The organism is Pseudomonas sp. NFPP25 (assembly GCF_900116505.1).
Taxonomy (GTDB): domain Bacteria; phylum Pseudomonadota; class Gammaproteobacteria; order Pseudomonadales; family Pseudomonadaceae; genus Aquipseudomonas; species Aquipseudomonas protegens.
This window is the reverse complement of the sequence record NZ_FPBG01000002.1, coordinates 766,929-787,312: the sequence shown is the minus strand read 5'-3', so window position 1 is coordinate 787,312 and position 20,384 is coordinate 766,929. Positions and strand designations below refer to the sequence as shown.

15 protein-coding genes and 4 tRNA genes are annotated in these 20,384 nt (G+C 61.3%); 10 read left to right on the top strand and 9 right to left on the bottom strand.

The annotated features are described in order from the left end of the window. Nucleotides 1-109: 109 nt before the first annotated feature. Together BM382_RS10670 and BM382_RS10665 are read left to right on the top strand one after the other, a co-directional pair. Nucleotides 110-1,918 (top strand): di-heme-cytochrome C peroxidase, encoded by a 1,809-nt coding sequence (locus BM382_RS10670; protein ID WP_170866319.1) that lies wholly within the window; start codon nt 110-112, stop codon nt 1,916-1,918. Next, nucleotides 1,915-3,084, top strand: coding sequence for a catalase family protein (locus BM382_RS10665; RefSeq protein ID WP_011062669.1), 1,170 nt, complete (start codon nt 1,915-1,917; stop codon nt 3,082-3,084). Before BM382_RS10670 ends, BM382_RS10665 begins: the two co-directional genes overlap by 4 nt. A 140-nt stretch (nt 3,085-3,224) precedes the next feature. On the opposite strand, the gene BM382_RS10660 is transcribed toward BM382_RS10665, so the two are convergent. From BM382_RS10660 to BM382_RS10645, 4 genes are all read right to left on the bottom strand, one after another. Continuing rightward, nucleotides 3,225-3,301 (bottom strand) — tRNA-Asp (locus BM382_RS10660). 19 nt (nt 3,302-3,320) lie between these two features. Next, a tRNA-Val gene (locus BM382_RS10655) sits at nt 3,321-3,396 on the bottom strand. A gap of 187 nt (nt 3,397-3,583) precedes the next feature. After that, nucleotides 3,584-3,660, bottom strand: a tRNA-Asp gene (locus BM382_RS10650). A 19-nt stretch (nt 3,661-3,679) separates the two neighbouring features. Next, a tRNA-Val gene (locus tag BM382_RS10645) sits at nt 3,680-3,755 on the bottom strand. A 160-nt stretch (nt 3,756-3,915) separates the two neighbouring features. Between BM382_RS10645 and rdgC the strand changes: the two genes are divergently transcribed. From rdgC to sugE, 3 genes are all read left to right on the top strand, one after another. After that, nucleotides 3,916-4,836, top strand: coding sequence for a recombination-associated protein RdgC (rdgC, locus tag BM382_RS10640; RefSeq protein WP_011062670.1), 921 nt, complete (start codon nt 3,916-3,918; stop codon nt 4,834-4,836). A 75-nt stretch (nt 4,837-4,911) separates the two neighbouring features. Next, a complete protein-coding gene (locus BM382_RS10635; protein WP_053159763.1) occupies nt 4,912-5,877 on the top strand; it encodes a bile acid:sodium symporter family protein in 966 nt (321 codons plus the stop codon). A 117-nt stretch (nt 5,878-5,994) separates the two neighbouring features. Continuing rightward, entirely contained in the window at nt 5,995-6,312 is a 318-nt protein-coding gene (sugE, locus tag BM382_RS10630; RefSeq protein WP_011062672.1) for a quaternary ammonium compound efflux SMR transporter SugE, read from the top strand. A 58-nt stretch (nt 6,313-6,370) separates the two neighbouring features. Here sugE and BM382_RS10625 read toward each other — a convergent pair whose 3' ends face one another. From BM382_RS10625 to BM382_RS10615, 3 genes are all read right to left on the bottom strand, one after another. Further along, nucleotides 6,371-8,245, bottom strand: a complete 1,875-nt coding sequence (locus tag BM382_RS10625) for an MFS transporter (RefSeq protein ID WP_011062673.1) — start codon at nt 8,243-8,245, stop codon at nt 6,371-6,373. An 83-nt stretch (nt 8,246-8,328) separates the two neighbouring features. Beyond that, nucleotides 8,329-9,480: a TDT family transporter gene (locus BM382_RS10620; RefSeq protein ID WP_072442794.1), complete on the bottom strand. Its 1,152-nt coding sequence runs from the start codon at nt 9,478-9,480 to the stop codon at nt 8,329-8,331. A 237-nt stretch (nt 9,481-9,717) separates the two neighbouring features. After that, nucleotides 9,718-10,923: an MFS transporter gene (locus BM382_RS10615; RefSeq protein ID WP_065365430.1), complete on the bottom strand. Its 1,206-nt coding sequence runs from the start codon at nt 10,921-10,923 to the stop codon at nt 9,718-9,720. Between the two features lie 92 nt (nt 10,924-11,015). Between BM382_RS10615 and BM382_RS10610 the strand changes: the two genes are divergently transcribed. After that, a complete protein-coding gene (locus tag BM382_RS10610) occupies nt 11,016-11,561 on the top strand; it encodes a TetR/AcrR family transcriptional regulator (RefSeq protein WP_019094578.1) in 546 nt (181 codons plus the stop codon). Between the two features lie 133 nt (nt 11,562-11,694). Next, complete coding sequence (locus BM382_RS10605; protein ID WP_011062677.1) at nt 11,695-15,168, top strand: hybrid sensor histidine kinase/response regulator; 3,474 nt, start codon at nt 11,695-11,697, stop codon at nt 15,166-15,168. A gap of 15 nt (nt 15,169-15,183) precedes the next feature. On the opposite strand, the gene rmuC is transcribed toward BM382_RS10605, so the two are convergent. Further along, nucleotides 15,184-16,551, bottom strand: coding sequence for a DNA recombination protein RmuC (rmuC, locus tag BM382_RS10600; RefSeq protein WP_162865008.1), 1,368 nt, complete (start codon nt 16,549-16,551; stop codon nt 15,184-15,186). Between the two features lie 175 nt (nt 16,552-16,726). Beyond that, entirely contained in the window at nt 16,727-17,050 is a 324-nt protein-coding gene (locus tag BM382_RS10595; protein WP_011062679.1) for an SEL1-like repeat protein, read from the bottom strand. An 876-nt stretch (nt 17,051-17,926) separates the two neighbouring features. Between BM382_RS10595 and BM382_RS10590 the strand changes: the two genes are divergently transcribed. From BM382_RS10590 to BM382_RS10580, 3 genes are all read left to right on the top strand, one after another. Then, a complete protein-coding gene (locus BM382_RS10590; RefSeq protein WP_011062680.1) occupies nt 17,927-18,151 on the top strand; it encodes a hypothetical protein in 225 nt (74 codons plus the stop codon). Nucleotides 18,152-18,423: 272 nt separating this feature from the next. Beyond that, entirely contained in the window at nt 18,424-18,906 is a 483-nt protein-coding gene (locus tag BM382_RS10585) for a hypothetical protein (protein WP_015636627.1), read from the top strand. A 144-nt stretch (nt 18,907-19,050) separates the two neighbouring features. Further along, nucleotides 19,051-20,331 (top strand): OmpP1/FadL family transporter, encoded by a 1,281-nt coding sequence (locus BM382_RS10580; protein ID WP_011062682.1) that lies wholly within the window; start codon nt 19,051-19,053, stop codon nt 20,329-20,331. Nucleotides 20,332-20,384: the final 53 nt, after the last annotated feature.

Genomic DNA, 20,384 nt, shown 5'->3' with positions numbered 1-20,384 from the left:
TTACCGAGGCGCTTGAACGGGCGCGAATAACCATAGCTCAAGTAATGGCTACTTGCCGCGTCAGATGAGCTCAGGCATAAGGAAACGAAATTCGACAAGGAAGTACATCTTGCGCCTCATCTATCGTGTGTTGCTGTTGATTGCCGTGCTGATCGGCATTGTCCTGGCTGTAGTCCTGTACTACGTGGCCAATCCGAAACTCCCCGACTATGTACCCGTTGAACAGGTGCACTACCTGGACCAATGGGATGCCAAGGATCGCCAGACCTACTATTTCACTCCCCAGGGCACCCAGGTCAAAGGCCTGCGCTATGAATGGTTCAGCGCTCTGGAACTGCCGTTCTCCGAGCAGCCCTTTGCCGCTCCCGAGTACCTGGCCCGCTTCGGCTTCCTGGTGGAGCCGGGGCAGAAAGCCACAGCGCAGAATCCCGGCAACCTGCCCGTGGGCTTCGCCCGCCATCAGAATCCGGGCAGCGCGGAACAATACCTGGACATCACCTGTGCTGCCTGCCACACCGGCGAGCTGCGTTTCAACCATCAAGCCCTGCGCATTGATGGCGGCTCGGCGCAGCACGTGCTGCCGTCCAGCGTACCGACCCTGCGTGGTGGCAGCTTCGGCCAGGCCCTCGTGGCCAGCCTCACCAGCACCTACTACAACCCCTGGAAATTCGAGCGCTTCGCCCGCAAGGTGCTGGGTGCCGACTACGAAGCCAGGCACGAACAACTGCGCAAGGACTTCAAGGTCTCGCTGGATAACTTCCTGCGGGTGGCCTGGAACGATACCCATCGCGGCCTCTATCCAACCGAAGAGGGTCCGGGCCGTACCGACGCCTTTGGCCGCATCGCCAATGCCAGCTTCGGCGACGCCATTTCCCCTGAGAACTATCGGATCGCCAATGCCCCGGTGGACTACCCGCAACTCTGGGATATCTGGACCTTCGACTGGGTCCAGTGGAACGGCTCGGCGCAGCAACCCATGGCGCGCAATATCGGCGAAGCCCTGGGGGTTGGCGCCACCCTGAACCTGTTCGACGCCAACAGCCAACCCCTCACCGGCGAGGCCCGCTACCCTTCCAGCGTACGTGTCCGCGATCTCAACCTGATCGAGGAAACCTTGCAGCGCCTCAAGCCACCGGCCTGGCCGGAAGCCTTGCTGGGCACGATCGACAAGCCGCTGGCCGCCAAGGGCCGCGAGCTGTTCGCCAGCAACTGTGCCGGCTGCCATGTACCCTCGGTCAGCGACAACAACGGCCGCCCCGTGCAGCAGTTGAAAATGCTTCCGGTAGCGGTGATTGGCACCGACCCGAATTCGGCGAGCAATATCGCCGACCTGCGCTATGACCTGAGCTCCTTGCAGTGGGATACCGCCGAACTGGCCAGGTCCAACGTCGAGCTGCACCCGACACCCAGCGAACCGCTGGACCTGCGTCAACTCTCGGCTGCCAAGGGCCTGGCCTACATCACGGCCTTTGTCGAAGAGCGCGCCTATCGCGACGCCAAGGTCACCCCCGAGGAGCGCCCGCGGCTGGACGGCTACGGGCTGCCGATCGGCGTACGCGAGTTGCGCGCCTACAAGGCCCGCCCGCTGGCCGGGGTCTGGGCCACACCGCCGTACCTGCACAACGGCTCGGTACCCAACCTCTATCAACTGCTGTCTCCGCAATCGGAGCGCTCGACAACCTTCTACCGCGGCACCTTCGAGTACGATCCCAAGCACCTGGGCTATCGCCCGGAAGCCTTCAAGAACGGTTTTGAATTCGATACCCGCATCAGCGGCAACCACAACAGCGGCCACGAATTCCGCGCCGGCCAGCGTGGCAATGGCGTTATCGGCCCACTGCTGCAGCCAGAAGAACGCTGGGCCTTGCTGGAATACCTGAAAGTGCTGGGCGGACCATTGGAGTCGCAATTGCCATGAAACTCGATCTCGCCAGAAAACGACCGTCCCTGCTGGCCCGACTGTGGCTGCGCCTCGGCGCCTTGCTGGGCAGGACCCTGTTATTGCTATTGGTCATCGGCCTGCTGGGCTGGGCACTGTCCAGTGCCTGGTTCGCCTGGCACCACCGAGGCCCGGTAGCGGTGCAGGAGCAGGTTCCTGCCGATGAGGCAGCCCGCACCCAGGACATCATCCAGACCGCGGTACGCATCGTTGACCAGCACCGCGAAGGCACCCGCTACCTGCGCGATGCCCATGCCAAGGCCCACGGTTGCGTGAAGGCACAGGTCCAGGTCCTCAACGACTTGAGCCCGCCACTGCGCCAGGGAGTATTTGCCACCCCTGGCCAGACCTGGCAGGCCGTCGTACGCCTGTCCAACGGCAACGCCTACCCGCAGTTCGACAGTATTCGCGACGCCCGCGGCATGGCGATCAAGCTACTGGATGTTCCCGGGCAACAACTGATGGCGTCGGAATCACAACGCCGTGAACAGGACTTCGTGATGTTCAATCATCCGAATTTCTTCGTCAGCGACGTAGCCGAATATCAGCAGAACATCGCCGCCCAGGCGGACGGCAAGAAAGTCGGCGCATTCTTCCCCGGGTGGGATCCGCGCACCTGGCAGGTACGGCATCTGTTCATCGCCCTGGCGACCCTGTCACCGGCCCCGGCCAGCCCGACCCAGACCACCTACTACTCGGTCTCGCCCTACAAGTTCGGCAATGCCAACGCCAAATTCCGGGTCATGCCGGACCCCGAGAGTTGCCCGGCCTACAGCCTGCCAGCACAGAACCAGGATCTGCCCAACTTCCTGCGCAGCGCCCTGACCCAGCAACTCTCCACCGACCGGGTTGGCGCCTGTTTCGTACTGCAAGTCCAGCGCCAGGACCCGAACCGTTTCATGCCGATCGAAGACACCAGCATTGAATGGAAAGAAAGTGACGCCCCCTTTGAAACGGTGGCGCGGGTGACCCTTCCCGCCCAGGACTTCGATACCCCGGCGCAGAACCTGGCTTGCGACAACCAGTCCTTCAACCCCTGGTTCGGTCTGGAAGCCCATCGCCCCATCGGCGGCATCAACCGTCTGCGCAAGGCGGTGTATGAAGCCGTCAGCGACTACCGGCATAGCCGTAACGCCGAGCAGTAGGCAAAAACGCAAAAAGCGGCCCGAGGGCCGCTTTTTTCATGCGCAGGATTCGAACCGATACAAATCCCAGACAGCAAAAAGCCCGCATTGAGCGGGCTTTGTGTGGCGACCTGGCGTTCAGTGTTCCAGGTTGCCGAATATGGCGCAGCGGACGGGACTCGAACCCGCGACCCCCGGCGTGACAGGCCGGTATTCTAACCGACTGAACTACCGCTGCGCGTAGCGTTGAAAGTAAGTGGTGGGTGATGACGGGATCGAACCGCCGACATTCTGCTTGTAAGGCAGACGCTCTCCCAGCTGAGCTAATCACCCTTTACCTTCGTTGCGGGGCGCATTATGCCACAGAAATTCTTAAGGTGTTGATTTAATTAATAATTTTATTAAAAAAACCAAATTTCCATGTACAGCAACACAACCCACGTAACTCTTTACAGCAAAAAGCCCGCGTTAGCGGGCTTTCTGTGGTGACCTGGCGTTCAGTGTTCCAGGCTACCGAATATGGCGCAGCGGACGGGACTCGAACCCGCGACCCCCGGCGTGACAGGCCGGTATTCTAACCGACTGAACTACCGCTGCGCGTAACACTGAATGCGAATGGTGGGTGATGACGGGATCGAACCGCCGACATTCTGCTTGTAAGGCAGACGCTCTCCCAGCTGAGCTAATCACCCTTCACGTTCGGTGTGGCGCGCATTCTACGGAGCAGCCCCCACTCTGGCAAGCACTTTTTATAATAATTTTTTCAGGCCTTCCAAAGGCTTAGCGAAGGGTTGGCCTGAGCAGCAGCGAAGAGAATAATGCCCTCCTTTGTATAAAGGAGAGATTCACCCCATGTGGTTCAAAAACCTGCTGATCTATCGCCTGACCCAAGATCTGCCTTTTGATGCTGAGGCGCTGGAAACTGCACTGGCGACCAAACTGGCGCGCCCCTGTGCAAGCCAGGAGTTGACCACTTACGGTTTCGTCGCCCCTTTCGGCAAAGGTGAAGACGCCCCGCTGGTTCACGTCAGCCAGGACTTCATGCTGGTAGCCGCGCGCAAGGAGGAACGCATCCTGCCTGGCAGCGTGGTGCGCGATGCGGTGAAGGAAAAGGTCGAAGAGATCGAAGCCGAACAGATGCGCAAGGTCTATAAGAAGGAACGCGACCAGATCAAGGATGAAATCATCCAGGCCTTCCTGCCCCGTGCGTTTATCCGTCGCTCCTCGACCTTCGCCGCCATTGCCCCGAAACAGGGCCTGATCCTGGTCAACTCGGCCAGCCCGAAGCGCGCCGAAGACCTGCTCTCCACCCTGCGCGAAGTCCTCGGCACCCTGCCGGTTCGCCCGCTGACCGTGAAGATCGCTCCCACCGCGATCATGACCGACTGGGTCAAGACCCAGAAAGCCGCCGACGACTTCTTCGTACTCGACGAGTGCGAACTACGCGACACCCACGAGGACGGCGGCATCGTGCGTTGCAAGCGCCAGGACCTGACCGGCGAGGAAATCCAGCTGCACCTGAGCACCGGCAAGGTGGTCACTCAACTGTCCCTGGCCTGGCAGGACAAACTGTCCTTCATGCTCGACGACAAAATGGTGGTCAAGCGCCTGAAGTTCGAAGACCTGCTGCAGGATCAGGCGGAACAGGACGGCGGTGATGAAGCCCTCGGCCAGCAGGATGCCAGCTTCACCCTGATGATGCTGACCTTCGGCGACTTCCTGCCGGCGCTGTTCGAAGCCCTGGGCGGCGAGGAGATTCCGCAGGGCATCTGACGCCTTGCCCGGATAACCGGCACGCACTAGACGCCACCGCCTTCGGTGGCGTTTTCACATAATAAGGAACAGGTCATGCGCGCACTGGCTGCACTGAGCCGCTTTGTCGGCAACACCTTCGCTTACTGGGTACTGATCTTCGCCATCCTGGCATTCTTCCAGCCTGGCTGGTTCGTCGGTCTCAAGGGCGCCATCGTGCCGCTGCTGGGCCTGGTGATGTTCGGCATGGGCCTGACCCTGAAACTCGAAGATTTCGCCGAAGTGGCCCGCCACCCATGGCGCGTGGCCCTGGGAGTGGTGGCCCATTTCGTGATCATGCCCGGGGTGGCCTGGGTGCTCTGCCAGGCATTTCACCTGCCGCCGGAAATCGCCGTCGGGGTGATCCTGGTCGGCTGCTGCCCAAGCGGCACCTCTTCCAACGTGATGACCTGGCTGGCCCGCGGCGACCTGGCGCTGTCGGTGGCCATTGCAGCGGTTACCACTCTACTGGCCCCACTGCTGACCCCGGCGCTGATCTGGTTGCTGGCCTCGGCCTGGCTACCGGTCTCGTTCATGGAACTGTTCTGGTCGATCCTGCAAGTGGTGCTGCTACCGATCGTGCTGGGAGTGCTGGCCCAGCGCCTGCTGGGCCGGCGGGTGCAGCACGCGGTGGAAGTACTGCCGCTGGTTTCCGTGGTGAGCATCGTCATCATCGTCACCGCGGTGGTAGCCGCCAGCCAGGCGAAAATCGCCGAGTCGGGCCTGCTGATCATGGCCGTGGTGATGCTGCACAACAGCTTCGGCTACCTGCTGGGCTACTTCACGGGGCGTCTGTTCAAGCTGCCACTGGCGCAGCGAAAATCCCTGGCCCTGGAAGTCGGCATGCAGAACTCCGGCCTGGGCGCGGCCCTGGCCAGCGCTCATTTCTCGCCACTGGCGGCGGTACCCAGCGCCTTGTTCAGCGTCTGGCACAACATTTCCGGGGCCCTGCTCTCGACCTATTTCCGGCGAATGGAAGATCCAGCCGAACAAAAGCTGGAAATACAGCGAGGCCATGACTGAGGAAAAAATTACTCGCCCACGTGAGAGTGGGCAGTATACTGCGCATCGCGAGGACGACCTCGCGACTCATTCGAGCGATCAATTCCGGGGACGACCCCATCAACCGATGAGGTAGGCATGTCCTGGATCATTCTGTTTTTTGCCGGTTTGTTTGAAGTGGGCTGGGCCGTCGGCCTGAAATACACCGATGGCTTCAGCCGCCCGCTGCCCACCGCCCTGACCATCATTGCCATGGCCATCAGCCTCGGCCTGCTGGGCCTGGCGATGAAGGAACTGCCCCTGGGCACGGCCTATGCCATCTGGACCGGAGTCGGCGCCGTCGGCACGGTGATCGCCGGCATCATCCTGTTTGGCGAATCCATGGCTCTGGTGCGTCTGGTCAGCGTGGCGCTGATCATCGCCGGCCTGGTGGGCCTGAAAGTCAGCGCCAGCTGAAAAGCCCAGGCAGAAATGAAAACGCCCGCAAATGTGCGGGCGTTTTCATATCCGGCAGCTAGCGCCGTGGGCCCCGCAACTGCGCCACCATGGCCTGCAACTGCGCCGGTTCGGCTGCGTCCACCGCCACCGATGGCCCGGCCACCAGGGTCACTCGCGACCAGAAGCGGTGGAAGAAACCCTTGCTCGGATCGCGACTGAAGAAGCTGCCCCACAAGCCTTGCAGAGCCATGGGAATCACCGGCACCGGGGTTTCCTCAAGAATCCGTGTCAGCCCGCCCTTGAACTCGTTGATCTGGCCATCGGCAGTCAGCTTGCCCTCGGGGAAAATGCACACCAGTTCGCCATCGCGCAGGTACTGGGCAATGCGCTGGAAGGCTTTTTCATAGATCTGCAGGTCTTCATGCCGACCGGCGATGGGAATGGTTCCAGCGGTACGGAAGATGAAGTTCAACACCGGCAGGTTGTAGATCTTGTAGTACATGACGAAGCGAATCGGCCGACGCACCGCACCGCCAATCAGCAAGGCATCGACGAAAGACACGTGGTTGCACACCAGCAGGGCAGCGCCTTCATCAGGGATCAACTCCAGATTGCGATGCTCGACGCGGTACATGGAATGGCTGAGCAGCCAGATCATGAAACGCATGCTGAACTCGGGCACCACCTTGAAAATGTAGACGTTGACCGCAATGTTGAGCAGCGACACCACCAGGAACAGGTGGGGAATGGTCAGCTGGACCATGCTCAGCATCACGATAGAGACAATCGCCGAGACCACCATGAACAGCGCATTGAGAATGTTGTTGGCGGCTATCACCCGGGCCCGCTCGTTTTCCGGGGTACGGGACTGGATCAGGGCATACAGCGGCACTATATAGAAGCCGCCGAAGATCCCCAGGCCAAGGACATCGAACAGCACCCACCAGGCATGGGCAAAACCCAGCACTTCAATCCAGCCATGACCCGTGGCGCTTTCCGGGATACCACCGGAATGCCACCACAGCAGCAGGCCGAACACCGTCAGGCCAAAGGAGCCGAACGGTACCAGGCCGATCTCAACTTTGCGCCCCGACAGCTTCTCGCACAGCATCGAGCCTACGGCAATCCCCACCGAGAACACCGTCAGGATCAGGGTTACCACGGTCTCGTCGCCGTGCATCCATTCCTTGGCATAGGCCGGAATCTGGGTCAGGTAGATGGCGCCGACGAACCAGAACCAGGAGTTGCCGACAATCGAGCGCGACACCGCCGGGGTCTGCCCCAGCCCCAGGCGCAAGGTGGCCCAGGACTGGCTGAAGATATTCCAGTTCAGGCGCATCTCCGGGGTCGCCGCGGCAGCCCGGGGAATGGCGCGGCTGGCCAGGTAGCCCAGTACCGCCACACCGATCATGGCGCTGGAGACTATCGGCGCGTAATGCTCCGAGGACATCATGACCCCAGCGCCGATAGTGCCGGCCAGGATCGCCAGGAACGTGCCCATTTCCACCAGGCCGTTGCCTCCCACCAATTCCTCTTCACGCAAGGCCTGGGGCAGGATCGAATACTTCACCGGGCCGAACAGCGCCGAGTGGGTGCCCATGGCGAACAGTGCCACCAGCATCAGCGACAGGTGATCGAAGGCGAAGCCCACCGCCCCCACCACCATGATCGCGATCTCCCCCAGTTTGATCAGGCGGATCAGCGAGTCCTTGGCGAACTTCTCGCCAAACTGCCCGGCCAGGGCGGAAAACAGGAAGAACGGCAGGATGAACAGCAAGGCACAGAGGTTGACCCAGATCGACCGGTCACCCTCGATGCTCAGCTTGTAGAGAATGGCCAGGATCAGCGACTGCTTGAAGATGTTGTCGTTGAAGGCACCGAGGGATTGCGTGATGAAAAACGGCAGGAACCGCCGCTTGCGAAGCAAGGTGAACTGCGAAGGGTGACTCATCTTCCATGTCCCTGAGTGGCGTGGATACTGTTATTGGAATGTCGAATATCGATCCAGGCCACAACCTTACCTATCTTTGCCGATTATTTCCGTAACCCCGCAATGCACGGCGAGACAAACAGCTCTCCTTTATAAGCCCCCTGCACCGTGCGCTTGGCCACGATCAGCCACATCACCGCCAGCGCCGCCACCAGTACCGCGCCAAACACACTGAAAAACCCCAGGTGCAAGGTGCTGCCCAGTTTAAGGGTGGCCAGCGAATACACGCCCAGAGGAAAGGTAAAGCCCCACCAGCCAAGATTGAAGGGTATGCCTTCGCGCAGGTAACGGCGGGTGATGAGCACGGCCATCAACATCCACCACAGACCGAACCCCCACAGTGTGAGCCCCGCCACCAGGCCCAAGCCGGCGGCAATCTCACCGACGCCGGGCAAGCCATTGGCGGCGAAGATCGCCGGTGCATCGGCGCCCAGCACCAGCATGCCCAGGGCACCGGTGCCGATTGGCCCCAGGGCCAGCCAGCTCGACGCCGCCATGCTTTCATGGGGCAGTTTGTGCAGCGCCATGCGCAACAGCAGGATGGTCAGGATGCTGAACGCCACCGGCAGCGAAAAGGCCCACAGCACGTAGCTGGTGCTGAGCATTACCAACTGCCCGTGGGCATCCGGCAGATGAGGCGCAAGCAGGCCGCCACTGGCCGCCGCCACTTCGGCCGCCACCACCGGCAGCAGCCAGACCGCGGTCATCTGGTCGATGCTGTGTTCCTGGCGGGTGAACATCATGTAGGGAATCAGGATCCCGCAGGCCAGGGACATGGCCACATCCAGCCACCACAGCAGTTGCGCCACCTCCACCACACCATCGCCCCAGCGAGGCATGCCGAACACCAGCAAGCCATTGATGATGGTCGCCAGGCCCATGGGGATGGTGCCGAAGAACATCGAGACCGTGGAGTGCCCGAAAATCCGCCGCGCCTCGTCGAAGAACAGCACCCAGCGCGCGGTATACATCGCGGTAAACAACAGGAACAGGGCGATGGTCAGCCACCAGAAACCCTCTGCTACCTGATGCAAGCCGGAAACCTCGGCCGGCCACTGGGCCAGCGCCAAGGCCAGAACCCCGGTGCCCATGGTGGCGGCGAACCAGTTGGGGGTGAATTGGCGAATGGCTTCGAGGGGATGCGGCAGATGGCTCAATGGCCAGTGGCCGGTTTTAACGCTATTGGGGCATGTCATGGTCGTGTCTCCTGTCCTCCGATGAGGTAGGAAACATGGTAGAACCTAATCGAATATCTATATAACGGGTAATTTCTCTATCTGTTATCTATTTTTCAGATAAACATCTATGCACGGCCCCAGGAGCGATCACCGCAATCGGACCACGCCCGGCGACACGCCCGTATCTGATTGGCGTACAGCACCTCTCCCCTGCGGCTTCCCAGGCACAATCCCGCAGCCCTTGAAGCCTTGGGCTCAAAGCCCCGACGCCCCACACGCCGCCACCGGGCGCTGGCGCATCAGGGCCAGCAGCGCACCGAGGGACAAGAGAACCAGTACCGCACCATAGCCGTCGGTAGTAGCGATCAGGCCGAAGCTGCGGGTCAGGTTGCCAGCCAACAACGCCGGCAGACAGAAGGCCAGATAGCTCAGCACATAAAACGCCGACATCAGGCCCGCACGCTCATGAGGCAGGGCCAGTGGCACCACACTGCGCAGCGCACCGAGAAAACCGGCACCAAAGCCGCTGCCCAGTACCAAGGTGCCAAAGAAGAACAACGGCAGGCTGGCGCTATGCACCGCAGCGAGGATCAGCATCACTCCCGTCGCCAGCATCCCGGCGCCCAGGCGCAGCACCCTGTCTGCAGGACGCTGACGCAGGGAAAAGATCATCAGCGCGCCGCTGAGTGTCAGCACCGCCACCAGGCCACCGCCGATCAGGTTCGAGGTGGAGCCGGTCGCCGCACGGACCAGCGAAGGCGCCAGCGACAGATAGAAGCCGCCCACCGCCCACACCGCCACGTCCACCGGCAAGGCCAGCCATAACGCGCGCCGCGCTTGCACCGGCACATGCAGCGTGGGTTTCAGCGACGCCCAGGCACCGGGTTGCGGGCTGACACTTTCCGGCAAGCGCCAGACATACCCGGCCTGGAGCACGAACACTCCGAGCAGCAGCCAGTAGCTCAATTGCAGCGGCCAGGGCGCAAACTCCACCAACAGGCTGGCCCCCATGGCACCACAGGCCATGCCCAATAGAGGCGCAACGCTATTGACCAACGGCCCCTGCTGGCGATCGGTATCCAGCAGGGCCGCCCCCAGCACACTGGTGGCCATGCCGGTGGCAAAGCCTTGCATCACCCGCGCGGCAATCAGCCACTGCACTCCGCTTTCATTGATGAACAGCAACATCGCCAGGATATTGAGCAGTAAGGCGACAAAAATCACCGGTCGCCGCCCCAGGTGATCCGACAGCGACCCTACGGTCAGCAGAGCCGCCAGCAGGCTTATCGCGTAGACCCCGAATATCAGGGTCAGCACCGCCGGGGAAAAGTGCAGGTTTTCCTGATACAGGTGGTACAAGGGGGTCGGTACGCTGGAGGCAGCCAGAAAACTCAACAGGGTAATGGCCAGAAACACCAGACTGCGACGGTTGGACACGCAAGTGTCGATAGCACCGGACATAAGCACGCTCCACTAAAGCTAATATTTTGCTTTTGCGCAGTGTGCTACCCGCCAATGCTTAAAGCAAATTCTTTGTGTTAAGGTGCCGCCCCATGGCTATCAAAGAAGGTCTGCGCCCCGGCGGCCGTAGCGCCCGGGTCCAGGAATCCATTCACACCGCGGTCCGCGAGCTCCTTGAAGAGCAGGATCGCTCGTCCCTCACCGTGCCGCAGATCGCCGCCCGAGCAGGCGTCACTCCGTCGACCATCTACCGGCGCTGGGGCGACCTGTCGGCCCTGCTGGCCGATGTCGCCCTGGAACGAATGCGCCCGGACAGCGAACCGGCCAATACCGGCAACCTGCGCGGCGACCTGCGGGCCTGGGCCGAACAGTATCTGGACGAAATGAGCTCGGAGCCCGGGCGCAACATGATGCGCGATGTGCAATGCAGCGCGACCCCGGGCTATTGCGTGACCATCCTCAGCGGGCAGTTGCAGTGCATCCTCGAGCGCTATCAGGGCCACACGGAACACCTGCCGGACATCGACCGCCTGCTGAACCTGCTGGTAGCACCGACAGTGTTTCGCATCCTGTTCTCCGCCACGCCACTGCCGGTTCAGGAACTCCATGAACTGATCGAGATCGCTCTGCAGCCGTAGCCCTTCCCCGCCTCGGCTCAGCCCTGCGACATCAGGCCGCGCTGATACCTTGGTCGACACTGACGCCAATCCAACATCGTGCCAGACTGTCTGGCCGGGCTGAGGTGCCCGGTGTCTTTGTTCCGGAGTTTCCATGTCGTTGTCCAGCGGGCTGATCGCCGCCGTTGCCCTGGCCTATATGGCCATCATGTTCGCCATCGCCTTCTACGGTGACCGCCGCAGCGCGCCACTTCCGCCGCGGGTGCGGGCCTGGGTATACAGCCTGTCGCTGGCGGTCTACTGCACCAGCTGGACCTTCTTTGGCGCGGTGGGCCAGGCGGCCGAGCAGCTCTGGGCCTTCCTGCCGATCTACCTCGGCCCCATCCTGCTGCTGGTGTTCGCCCCCTGGGTGCTGCAGAAGATGGTGATGATCAGCAAGCAGGAGAACATCACCTCGATCGCCGACTTCATTGCTGCCCGCTATGGCAAATCCCAGTCGCTGGCGGTGGTGGTGGCACTGATCTGCCTGGTGGGGGTACTGCCCTACATCGCCCTGCAGCTCAAGGGCATCGTGCTTGGGGTCAACCTGCTGATCGGTGCCGGTGCAGACGCCATGGGCACCCGCGCCCAGGACACGGCGCTGATCGTGTCGCTGATCCTGGCCCTGTTCACCATCGTCTTCGGGACCCGCAACCTCGATGCCACCGAGCACCACCGCGGCATGGTGCTGGCGATTGCCTTCGAATCCCTGGTCAAGCTGTTTGCCTTTCTCGCCGTCGGCGCCTTCGTCACCTTCGGCCTCTATGACGGCTTCGACGACCTGTTCAACCAGGCCATGCTGGCTCCGCGCCTGGAGCAGTACTGGAAGGAAACCATCAACTGGCCGTCGATGGTGGTGCAGACCGGGGTGGCGATGATGGCGATCATCTGCCTGCCGCGGCAGTTCCACGTCACCGTGGTGGAAAACATCGAACCCCAGGACCTGCGCCTGGCCAAATGGGTGTTCCCGGCGTACCTGGCCCTCGCCGCGCTGTTCGTGGTGCCCATCGCCCTCGCCGGACAGATGCTCCTGCCCAGCAGCGTATTGCCGGACTCCTTCGTCATCAGCCTGCCCCTGGCCCAGGCCCACCCCGCCCTGGCTCTGCTGGCATTCATCGGCGGTGCCTCGGCGGCCACCGGCATGGTGATCGTCGCCAGCGTGGCGCTGTCCACCATGGTCTCCAACGACATGCTGCTGCCCTGGCTGTTGCGCCACAAGAATGCCGAGCGGCCGTTCGAAGTATTCCGCCACTGGATGCTCTCGGTGCGCCGGGTGAGCATCGTGGTCATCCTGTTGCTGGCCTACGTCAGCTATCGCCTGCTGGGCTCCACCGCCAGCCTGGCCACCATCGGCCAGATCGCCTTCGCCGCCGTGACCCAACTGGCACCGGCCATGCTCGGCGCGCTGTACTGGAAACAGGCCAACCGCCGCGGTGTATTCGCCGGCCTGGCTGCCGGCACCTTCATCTGGTTCTACACCCTGATCCTGCCCATCGCCGCCCACAGCCTGGGCTGGTCCCTGAGCAGTTTCCCCGGCCTGGCCTGGCTGCACGGCAATCCGCTGAACCTGCCGATCACCCCGCTGACCCAAGGCGTAGTGCTGTCCCTGGCGGGCAACTTCACCCTGTTCGCCTGGGTTTCGGTGCTCTCGCGCACCCGAGTCTCCGAGCACTGGCAGGCCGGACGCTTCATCGGCCAGGAAATCAGCGGCCGCCTCAGCTCCCGCTCGATGCTGGCGGTACAGATCGACGACCTGCTGAAACTGGCCGCGCGTTTTGTCGGTGAGGAACGTGCGCGCCAGAGCTTCATCCGCTTCGCCTATCGTCAGGGCAAAGGCTTCAACCCGAACCAGAATGCCGACGGCGAGTGGATCGCCCATACCGAGCGCCTGCTGGCCGGTGTGCTCGGCGCCTCTTCCACCCGCGCCGTGGTCAAGGCCGCCATTGAAGGCCGGGAGATGCAGCTCGAAGACGTGGTGCGCATCGCCGACGAAGCCTCCGAGGTGCTGCAGTTCAACCGGGCCCTGCTGCAAGGGGCGATTGAAAACATTACCCAGGGCATCAGCGTGGTCGATCAGTCGCTGAAGCTGGTGGCCTGGAACCGCCGCTATCTGGAGCTGTTCAACTACCCCGATGGGCTGATCAGCGTGGGCCGGCCAATTGCCGACATCATTCGTCACAATGCCGAGCGCGGCCTGTGCGGACCTGGCGAGGCGGAAGTCCATGTGGCCCGGCGCCTGCACTGGATGCGCCAGGGTCGAGCTCATACTTCCGAGCGACTGTTCCCCAATGGCCGGGTCATCGAACTGATCGGCAACCCCATGCCCGGCGGCGGCTTTGTCATGAGCTTCACCGACATCACCCCGTTCCGCGAAGCCGAGCAGGCCCTCACCGAGGCCAATGAAGGGCTGGAACAAAGAGTGGCTGAGCGTACCCACGAACTGTCGCAACTCAACGCAGCACTGACTGAGGCCAAGGGCACGGCGGAAGCGGCCAACCAGTCGAAGACGCGTTTTCTGGCCGCGGTCAGCCACGATCTGATGCAACCGCTGAACGCCGCGCGCCTGTTCTCCGCGGCCCTGTCCCACCAGGACGACGGCCTGTCCGCCGAAGCCCAGCAACTGGTGCAGCATCTGGACAGTTCGTTGCGCTCCGCCGAGGACCTGATCAGCGACCTGCTGGACATCTCGCGCCTGGAAAACGGCAAGATCACCCCTGATCGCAAGCCCTTTGCCCTCAACGAACTGTTCGACACCCTGGGAGCCGAATTCAAGGCGCTGGCCCAGGAACAGGGCTTGCAGTTCCGGGTGCGCGGCAGCCATCTGCGCATCGACAGCGACAGCAAGCTGCTACGTCGGGTGCTGCAGAACTTTCTGACCAATGCCTTCCGTTACGCCAAGGGCCCCGTTTTGCTGGGAGTGCGCCGCCGTGGTGAAACGTTGAGCCTGGAAGTCTGGGACCGGGGGCCGGGTATTCCCCAGGACAAACAGCAGGTGATCTTCGAGGAATTCAAGCGCCTGGACAGCCACCAGACCCGCGCCGAGAAAGGCCTGGGCCTGGGCCTGGCGATTGCCGATGGCCTGTGCCGGGTGCTCGGCCATCCGTTGCAGGTACGTTCCTGGCCCGGCAAAGGCAGCGTATTCAGCGTCAGCGTGCCCCTGGCCCGCAGCAGCGTGGTGGCTCCAGGCAAGGCAGCCGAGCTCAACGGCCAGTCCCTCAATGGCGGGCAAGTGCTCTGCGTCGACAATGAAGACAGCATTCTGATCGGCATGAACAGCCTGCTCACCCGCTGGGGCTGCCAGGTCTGGACCGCCCGCAACCGCGAGGAATGCGCGGCGCTGCTCAAAGAAGGCATCCGCCCGCAACTGGCCCTGGTGGACTACCACCTGGATAACGGTGAGACCGGAACCGAGGTCATGGCCTGGCTGCGCACGCAACTGGGCGAGCCGGTACCGGGGGTCGTGATCAGTGCCGATGGGCGCCCTGAAATGGTCGCCCAGGTCCATGCAGCGGGCCTGGACTATCTGGCCAAGCCGGTGAAACCGGCGGCCTTGCGCGCCCTGCTGAGCCGGCACCTGCCCCTGGGCTGACGGGCCTTTGGCGGATTACTCCGGCAATTCCAGCTCGCGTCCTTCGGCGTCGGTCATGGCCCGCTCCAGCAAGTCCGCCGGCAAGCTCTTGCTGGCCCGGGCGCCAAGCAGCTTGAGCTGCTCGCTACGGCTGACCAGGTTGCCACGCCCTTCAGTCAGCTTGTTACGCGCAGCGGCGTAGGCCTTGTCCAGTTGTTGCAGGCGATTGCCCACTTCATCCAGGTCCTGGATAAACAGCACGAACTTGTCGTACAGCCAGCCGGCGCGCTCAGCGATCTCCCGGGCATTCTGGCTCTGGCGTTCCTGCTTCCACAGGCTGTCGATCACCCGCAAGGTGGCGAGCAACGTGGTTGGGCTGACGATCACGATATGCCGGTCAAAGGCTTCCTGGAACAGATTCGGCTCGGCCTGCAGAGCCGCAGAAAACGCTGCCTCGATGGGCACGAACAGCAGCACGAAATCGAGGCTGTGCAAGCCTTCAAGGCGCTTGTAATCCTTGCCGGCCAGACCTTTGACGTGATTACGCAAGGACAGCACGTGCTGTTTCAGGGCCGCCTGGGCGACCTGCGGATCGTCGCTACCGACGTATTGCTGGTAAGCCGTGAGGCTGACCTTGGAATCCACTACTACCTGCTTGTCACCCGGCAACATGATCAGCACGTCAGGCTGGAAGCGCTCGCCATCCGGGCCCTTGAGGCTGACCTGAGTCTGATACTCGCGGCCCTTTTCCAGGCCGGCGTGCTCCAGCACTCGCTCCAGAATCAGCTCGCCCCAGTTGCCCTGAGTCTTCTGGCCCTTGAGGGCACGGGTCAGGTTGGTGGCCTCATCGCTCAGGCGCAGGTTCAGCTGTTGCAGGCGCTCCAGCTCCTTGGCCAGGGAGAAGCGCTCCCGGGCTTCGGCCTGATAGCTTTCCTCGACCCGCTTCTCGAAGGACTGGATGCGCTCCTTGAGCGGGTCCAGCAACTGCCCAAGGCGCTGCTGGCTGGTCTCGGCGAAACGCTGTTCGCGCTCATCGAAGATCTTCCCCGCCAGTTCGGCGAACTGGGCGCGCAACTCATCCCGCGAGCCTTGCAGATCGGTCAGGCGCTGCTGGTGGCTGTCCTGCTGCTCACGAAGCTCGGCATTCAAGGACGCCGCCAGGGCATCCAGCCGGCGCAATTCGTTTTCTTTGGCGGCCCGTTCCAGGTTCCAGGCGTGGGCGGCATCACGGGCGTTATCGCGCTCGATCTGCAGCAATTCGACCTCGCGGCGCAGGGCTGCCAGGTCCGCCTGCTTCAGAGCATTGGCCTGGCTCAGGTCGCTGACTTCATCGCGGCTGGCATCCAACTGTGCTGCCAACCCCTCCTGGGCCAATTGGGCCGTGGCCAGGCGCTCCTCCAGCAGGCTCAGCTCAGTCTGGCTGGAACTGGCCCGGCGTTGCAGTTGCCAGGCCAGAACCAGTAGCGGCAGCGCCGCTCCCGCCAGGCCAAGCAGCAAGCTGGTCAAGTCCATAGCCATAGCGATTCCTGCCGTAGAAAGAAGAAATGAAGGTTAACCAAGCGTCCGAGTGTTGGACAGCTCAGTCTTCGATCCGGCCCAGCTCCAATTGCGCACGGCGGTCGCCGGCACGGGCAGCCTGGCGCAACAGGTCATGGCCGATGCGACGATCACGGGCGTTGCCGCATTCGCGGCACATCAACTGGCCCAGGCGACTCTGCGCCGCGACCACGCCTTCCCGGGCCGGCTGCTTGAGCAGGCGTCCAGCAAAATGCTTGACGTTGGGGTTGTGACCAAGGCGTGGGCTGTCCAACAGCCAGAGAGCAACGCGCAGGGAAAACCGCTTGGGTTCGGTAACACTGGCAGGGGTCGCGGTAACAGAAGGTGATACGGAGCGAAACTTCATAAAGCACTGTGGGGCAGATCGAAAGGCGCGCCACTCTACTCCTTTTTTCGCCCGGGTAAAGCCTAAAAGAGCCAGCACGCCCGTCCTAGAGCAAGCGCTTGGGACAATCCACAGAAGCTGTGGATAACTCAGTGGACAACCCCTCCACAACCCTCCCAAAGCCCCATGAGACGGGCCTTGCAGTCAAACTGACGATTTTTTCACCAGTAAAAAAAAGCGATGTTTATCATTGACTTAAATTCTCGAGACAGGCTAAGGGGCGGGCGTTGGGGAAGGTGACAACGGGGTGACACGCTGCGCAACAAGTGTGCACAACCTTGCGCAGATTAACGCCGGTAACGCACTGTTTTCGTACACGCCACAACAGCAACGGTTACACAGCTGATGCTTGAGCCTCTGGCCTCTTCTGAAAGTTTTTTCCTAGCACACTTGCATTATGTCGTTCAACCCAATAGAATCCTCGCCGTTAGTACCAAGCTGAAAGTCAATTCTGGTCGAACAAGTCCCATCGACAGCGTCTCCAACCGAGCACAACGTCGAACACCAAGGACCGACCACCTCGATGGTTTCCAGGTAAAGCTCACCCTATCGCCCTTGATACGAATTCAACGGCAGTGCTCGAGCCATTTACTCTGACCGAACCAACCTGCAAATTGATCAGGATCTCCACCCTGGGCCCCGAACCTTTGCCCTTGCTGTGTTGCCTGCCCTCCTAAGTACCTACCTGCCAGCCCTAGCGCAACCAATCAACGCGCTGCAACTGGCTGCTTTGTTCCAGTCAGGTTCTTCGTTTGACCAATGCTGGTCGACGTTTACTGGAACGTTTTAACGTTGCACGGTTCTTAACCGTGTCATTTGTAGGAACACCTAATAATTATGTCTACTCAAATCCAGACTCAGGATGCCATTCGCACCCTAACCCACGCCTTTGCACCGTTGAACTGCCTGATCATGGCCGCTCGCAAAGGTTGCTTCAGCTTCACCCTGGTCAACGAACATGGGATCGCCCGTCACAGCGAACGCCTGTATCCCGACCAGTATTCCAGCGCCGAACCGCTGCAGGCAGTGATCGAACGTGCGCGCCAAGCCCTGGTTGCCTGATACGCCGAACTGCTGAAAACCCTGAAAAGCCTCGCCTGATCGCGGGGCTTTTTATTGCCTGCAATTCGCCCATTTACCCTACAGAGAAAAGTACCAATCGATATAAGGCTTATAACAAGAGGACGGAAATATTTTAAAAACAGTCCTTTACAGCACAGATATGACACTACACTTCAACTCAAGCGGCCTGAACCGCTTCCGGCAAACCTGATCCTTTTTTGCTGCCAAGCGCCCTTCAGGTTTCGCCGGCCATTTCACGCTTCGAGGGCTTTATGGGTATCGCCGCCAGCGAGTTGTGCCGCTATGTGATCCGCCCGACGCTGATGTACCTGGGCAGCCATAGCAAAACCGCTGAAGTCCTGCTGCTGGGCATTGCCGCCAGCCAATCGGCGCTGGGCTCAGCCCTGCACGATCGTCGTGGCCACGGCCTCTACCGCATCACCGAATTGCGCCATCAAGCCCTCTGGGACCAGTACCTGGCACTGGATCCGGAACGGGCCAGCCTGGTTCGCGGGCTCGCCAGCCAGCATGCGTTCCTCAGCGGGCCGCACCTGGAACTGACCGTCAACCTGCGTTACGCCACCGCCATTGCCTGGTTGCTGGTGGAAGAACAACACACGCCGCTCCCCGCTGCCGACGACCTGCTCGGCATGGCCCGCATCTGGAGGAAGACCTTTCAACCACAAGGACGTTTAAGAGATTTCGCCTGCGCCTGGCAGACCTGCATTGCACCGTTAAACCAGGTCGCCTGCTGACAACGACTTTTGCAAAATCGGAGAAAGAAGCCGATTTTGGTCGGATTGTCCTACAAAAACGCTCTAAATCAACTGTTGCAGCCTATAGCGCCGAGATCGAAATGTTGGTAATTTTCGCCTCGGTGATCACCAGGAGTTCTAATAATGAAAAAAGTAATGCTCAAATCCACCATAAGTCTCGCGGTTGCACTTGCCTCTACCCAACTTTTCGCCAGCGGTTTTGCTCTTAACGAACAAAGCATCAGCGGCATGGGTACCGGCTTCGCGGGTCGTTCCTCTTCTGCCGAAGATGCCAGCACCGTTTACGGTAACCCTGCCGGCATGTCCCTGCTGCAACGTGACCAGGTAACTGTCGGCGTTGCGGCAATTGATGCCAAGACCAACCTGAAAAACGTCAAGGGCGGCCCACCCGGCGGCACCAGCGACGGCGACATGGTTCCGTTCACCAGCGTTCCTATGGGGTTCTTCGTCAAACAACTGGGCAACGGCTGGGCATTGGGTCTGGGCGCCTATGCACCCTTCGGCCTGGTTACCAACTATGAGTCCACTTCTGCCAGCCGCTATTACGGCGACAAGAGCGTAGTCAAGGTCGTCACCCTGCAACCGACCGTCAGCTATGCCTTCAATGACATGGTGTCGATCGGCTTCGGCCCGACCATCAACCGCCTGAGCGGTGAACTGACTTCCGCGACTCCGTTTCCAAACCCTGCGCTCTTCGGCCGCAATGATGGCAGCGTGAAGATCAAGGGTGACGATACCGCCATCGGCTACAACGTCGGCATCATCGTCCAGCCTACCGACACTACTCGCCTGGGCCTGACCTACCACTCGAAGGTCAAGTACAAGCTGGAAGGCCACACCAACATCGCCGGCCCGGGCTTCGGTCCGTTCAATGGCGGCCGTTACGATGCCTCGCTGGACATCACCACTCCGGAAGTCGTCGACTTCTCTGTCACCCAGAAACTGGATGACCAGTGGACCGTCTACGCAGGTAGCACTTGGACTCGCTGGAGCCGCCTGAAAGACATCACCGTGAACAACGAAGGTGTTCCTGCCCTGCTTGGCGGTTCCAGGGGCCCGATCGGCACCATCACCGAGCCACAGAACTGGCACGACACCTGGGCCTCGGCTGTTGGTGTTTCCTACAAGGTCAACAAAGAGTGGGTTCTGCGCAGCGGCCTCTCGGTTGACCAGGCGCCAACCAACAACACCGACCGTTCCGTACGTATCCCTACCGGTGACCGTAAGGCCATCAGCTTCGGTGCCGGCTACAGCCCGACTGAAGACCTGACTCTGGACCTGGCGGTTTCCTACCTGAAGGAAGAAGACGTCAACGTCAACAGAACCGGCAAAGGCAATGCCTACAGCGCTACTTACCAGAACAGCGCATGGGGCTACGGCCTGGGCGCCACCTACAAGTTCTAACGAACTCTAGGCCGCGCAGTTTCAAACCAATAAAAAACCCGCAGATGCGGGTT

Bases quoted from the DNA above. Each gene is read 5' to 3' on its own strand.
- BM382_RS10665 (WP_011062669.1), top strand. From the start codon at position 1,915: ATGAAACTCGATCTCGCCAGAAAACGACCGTCCCTGCTGGCCCGACTG.
- rdgC (WP_011062670.1), top strand. From the start codon at position 3,916: ATGTGGTTCAAAAACCTGCTGATCTATCGCCTGACCCAAGATCTGCCT.
- BM382_RS10635 (WP_053159763.1), top strand. From the start codon at position 4,912: ATGCGCGCACTGGCTGCACTGAGCCGCTTTGTCGGCAACACCTTCGCT.
- sugE (WP_011062672.1), top strand. From the start codon at position 5,995: ATGTCCTGGATCATTCTGTTTTTTGCCGGTTTGTTTGAAGTGGGCTGG.
- BM382_RS10625 (WP_011062673.1), bottom strand. From the start codon at position 8,245: ATGAGTCACCCTTCGCAGTTCACCTTGCTTCGCAAGCGGCGGTTCCTG.
- BM382_RS10620 (WP_072442794.1), bottom strand. From the start codon at position 9,480: ATGACATGCCCCAATAGCGTTAAAACCGGCCACTGGCCATTGAGCCAT.
- BM382_RS10615 (WP_065365430.1), bottom strand. From the start codon at position 10,923: ATGTCCGGTGCTATCGACACTTGCGTGTCCAACCGTCGCAGTCTGGTG.
- BM382_RS10610 (WP_019094578.1), top strand. From the start codon at position 11,016: ATGGCTATCAAAGAAGGTCTGCGCCCCGGCGGCCGTAGCGCCCGGGTC.
- BM382_RS10605 (WP_011062677.1), top strand. From the start codon at position 11,695: ATGTCGTTGTCCAGCGGGCTGATCGCCGCCGTTGCCCTGGCCTATATG.
- BM382_RS10595 (WP_011062679.1), bottom strand. From the start codon at position 17,050: ATGAAGTTTCGCTCCGTATCACCTTCTGTTACCGCGACCCCTGCCAGT.
- BM382_RS10590 (WP_011062680.1), top strand. From the start codon at position 17,927: ATGTCTACTCAAATCCAGACTCAGGATGCCATTCGCACCCTAACCCAC.
- BM382_RS10585 (WP_015636627.1), top strand. From the start codon at position 18,424: ATGGGTATCGCCGCCAGCGAGTTGTGCCGCTATGTGATCCGCCCGACG.
- BM382_RS10580 (WP_011062682.1), top strand. From the start codon at position 19,051: ATGAAAAAAGTAATGCTCAAATCCACCATAAGTCTCGCGGTTGCACTT.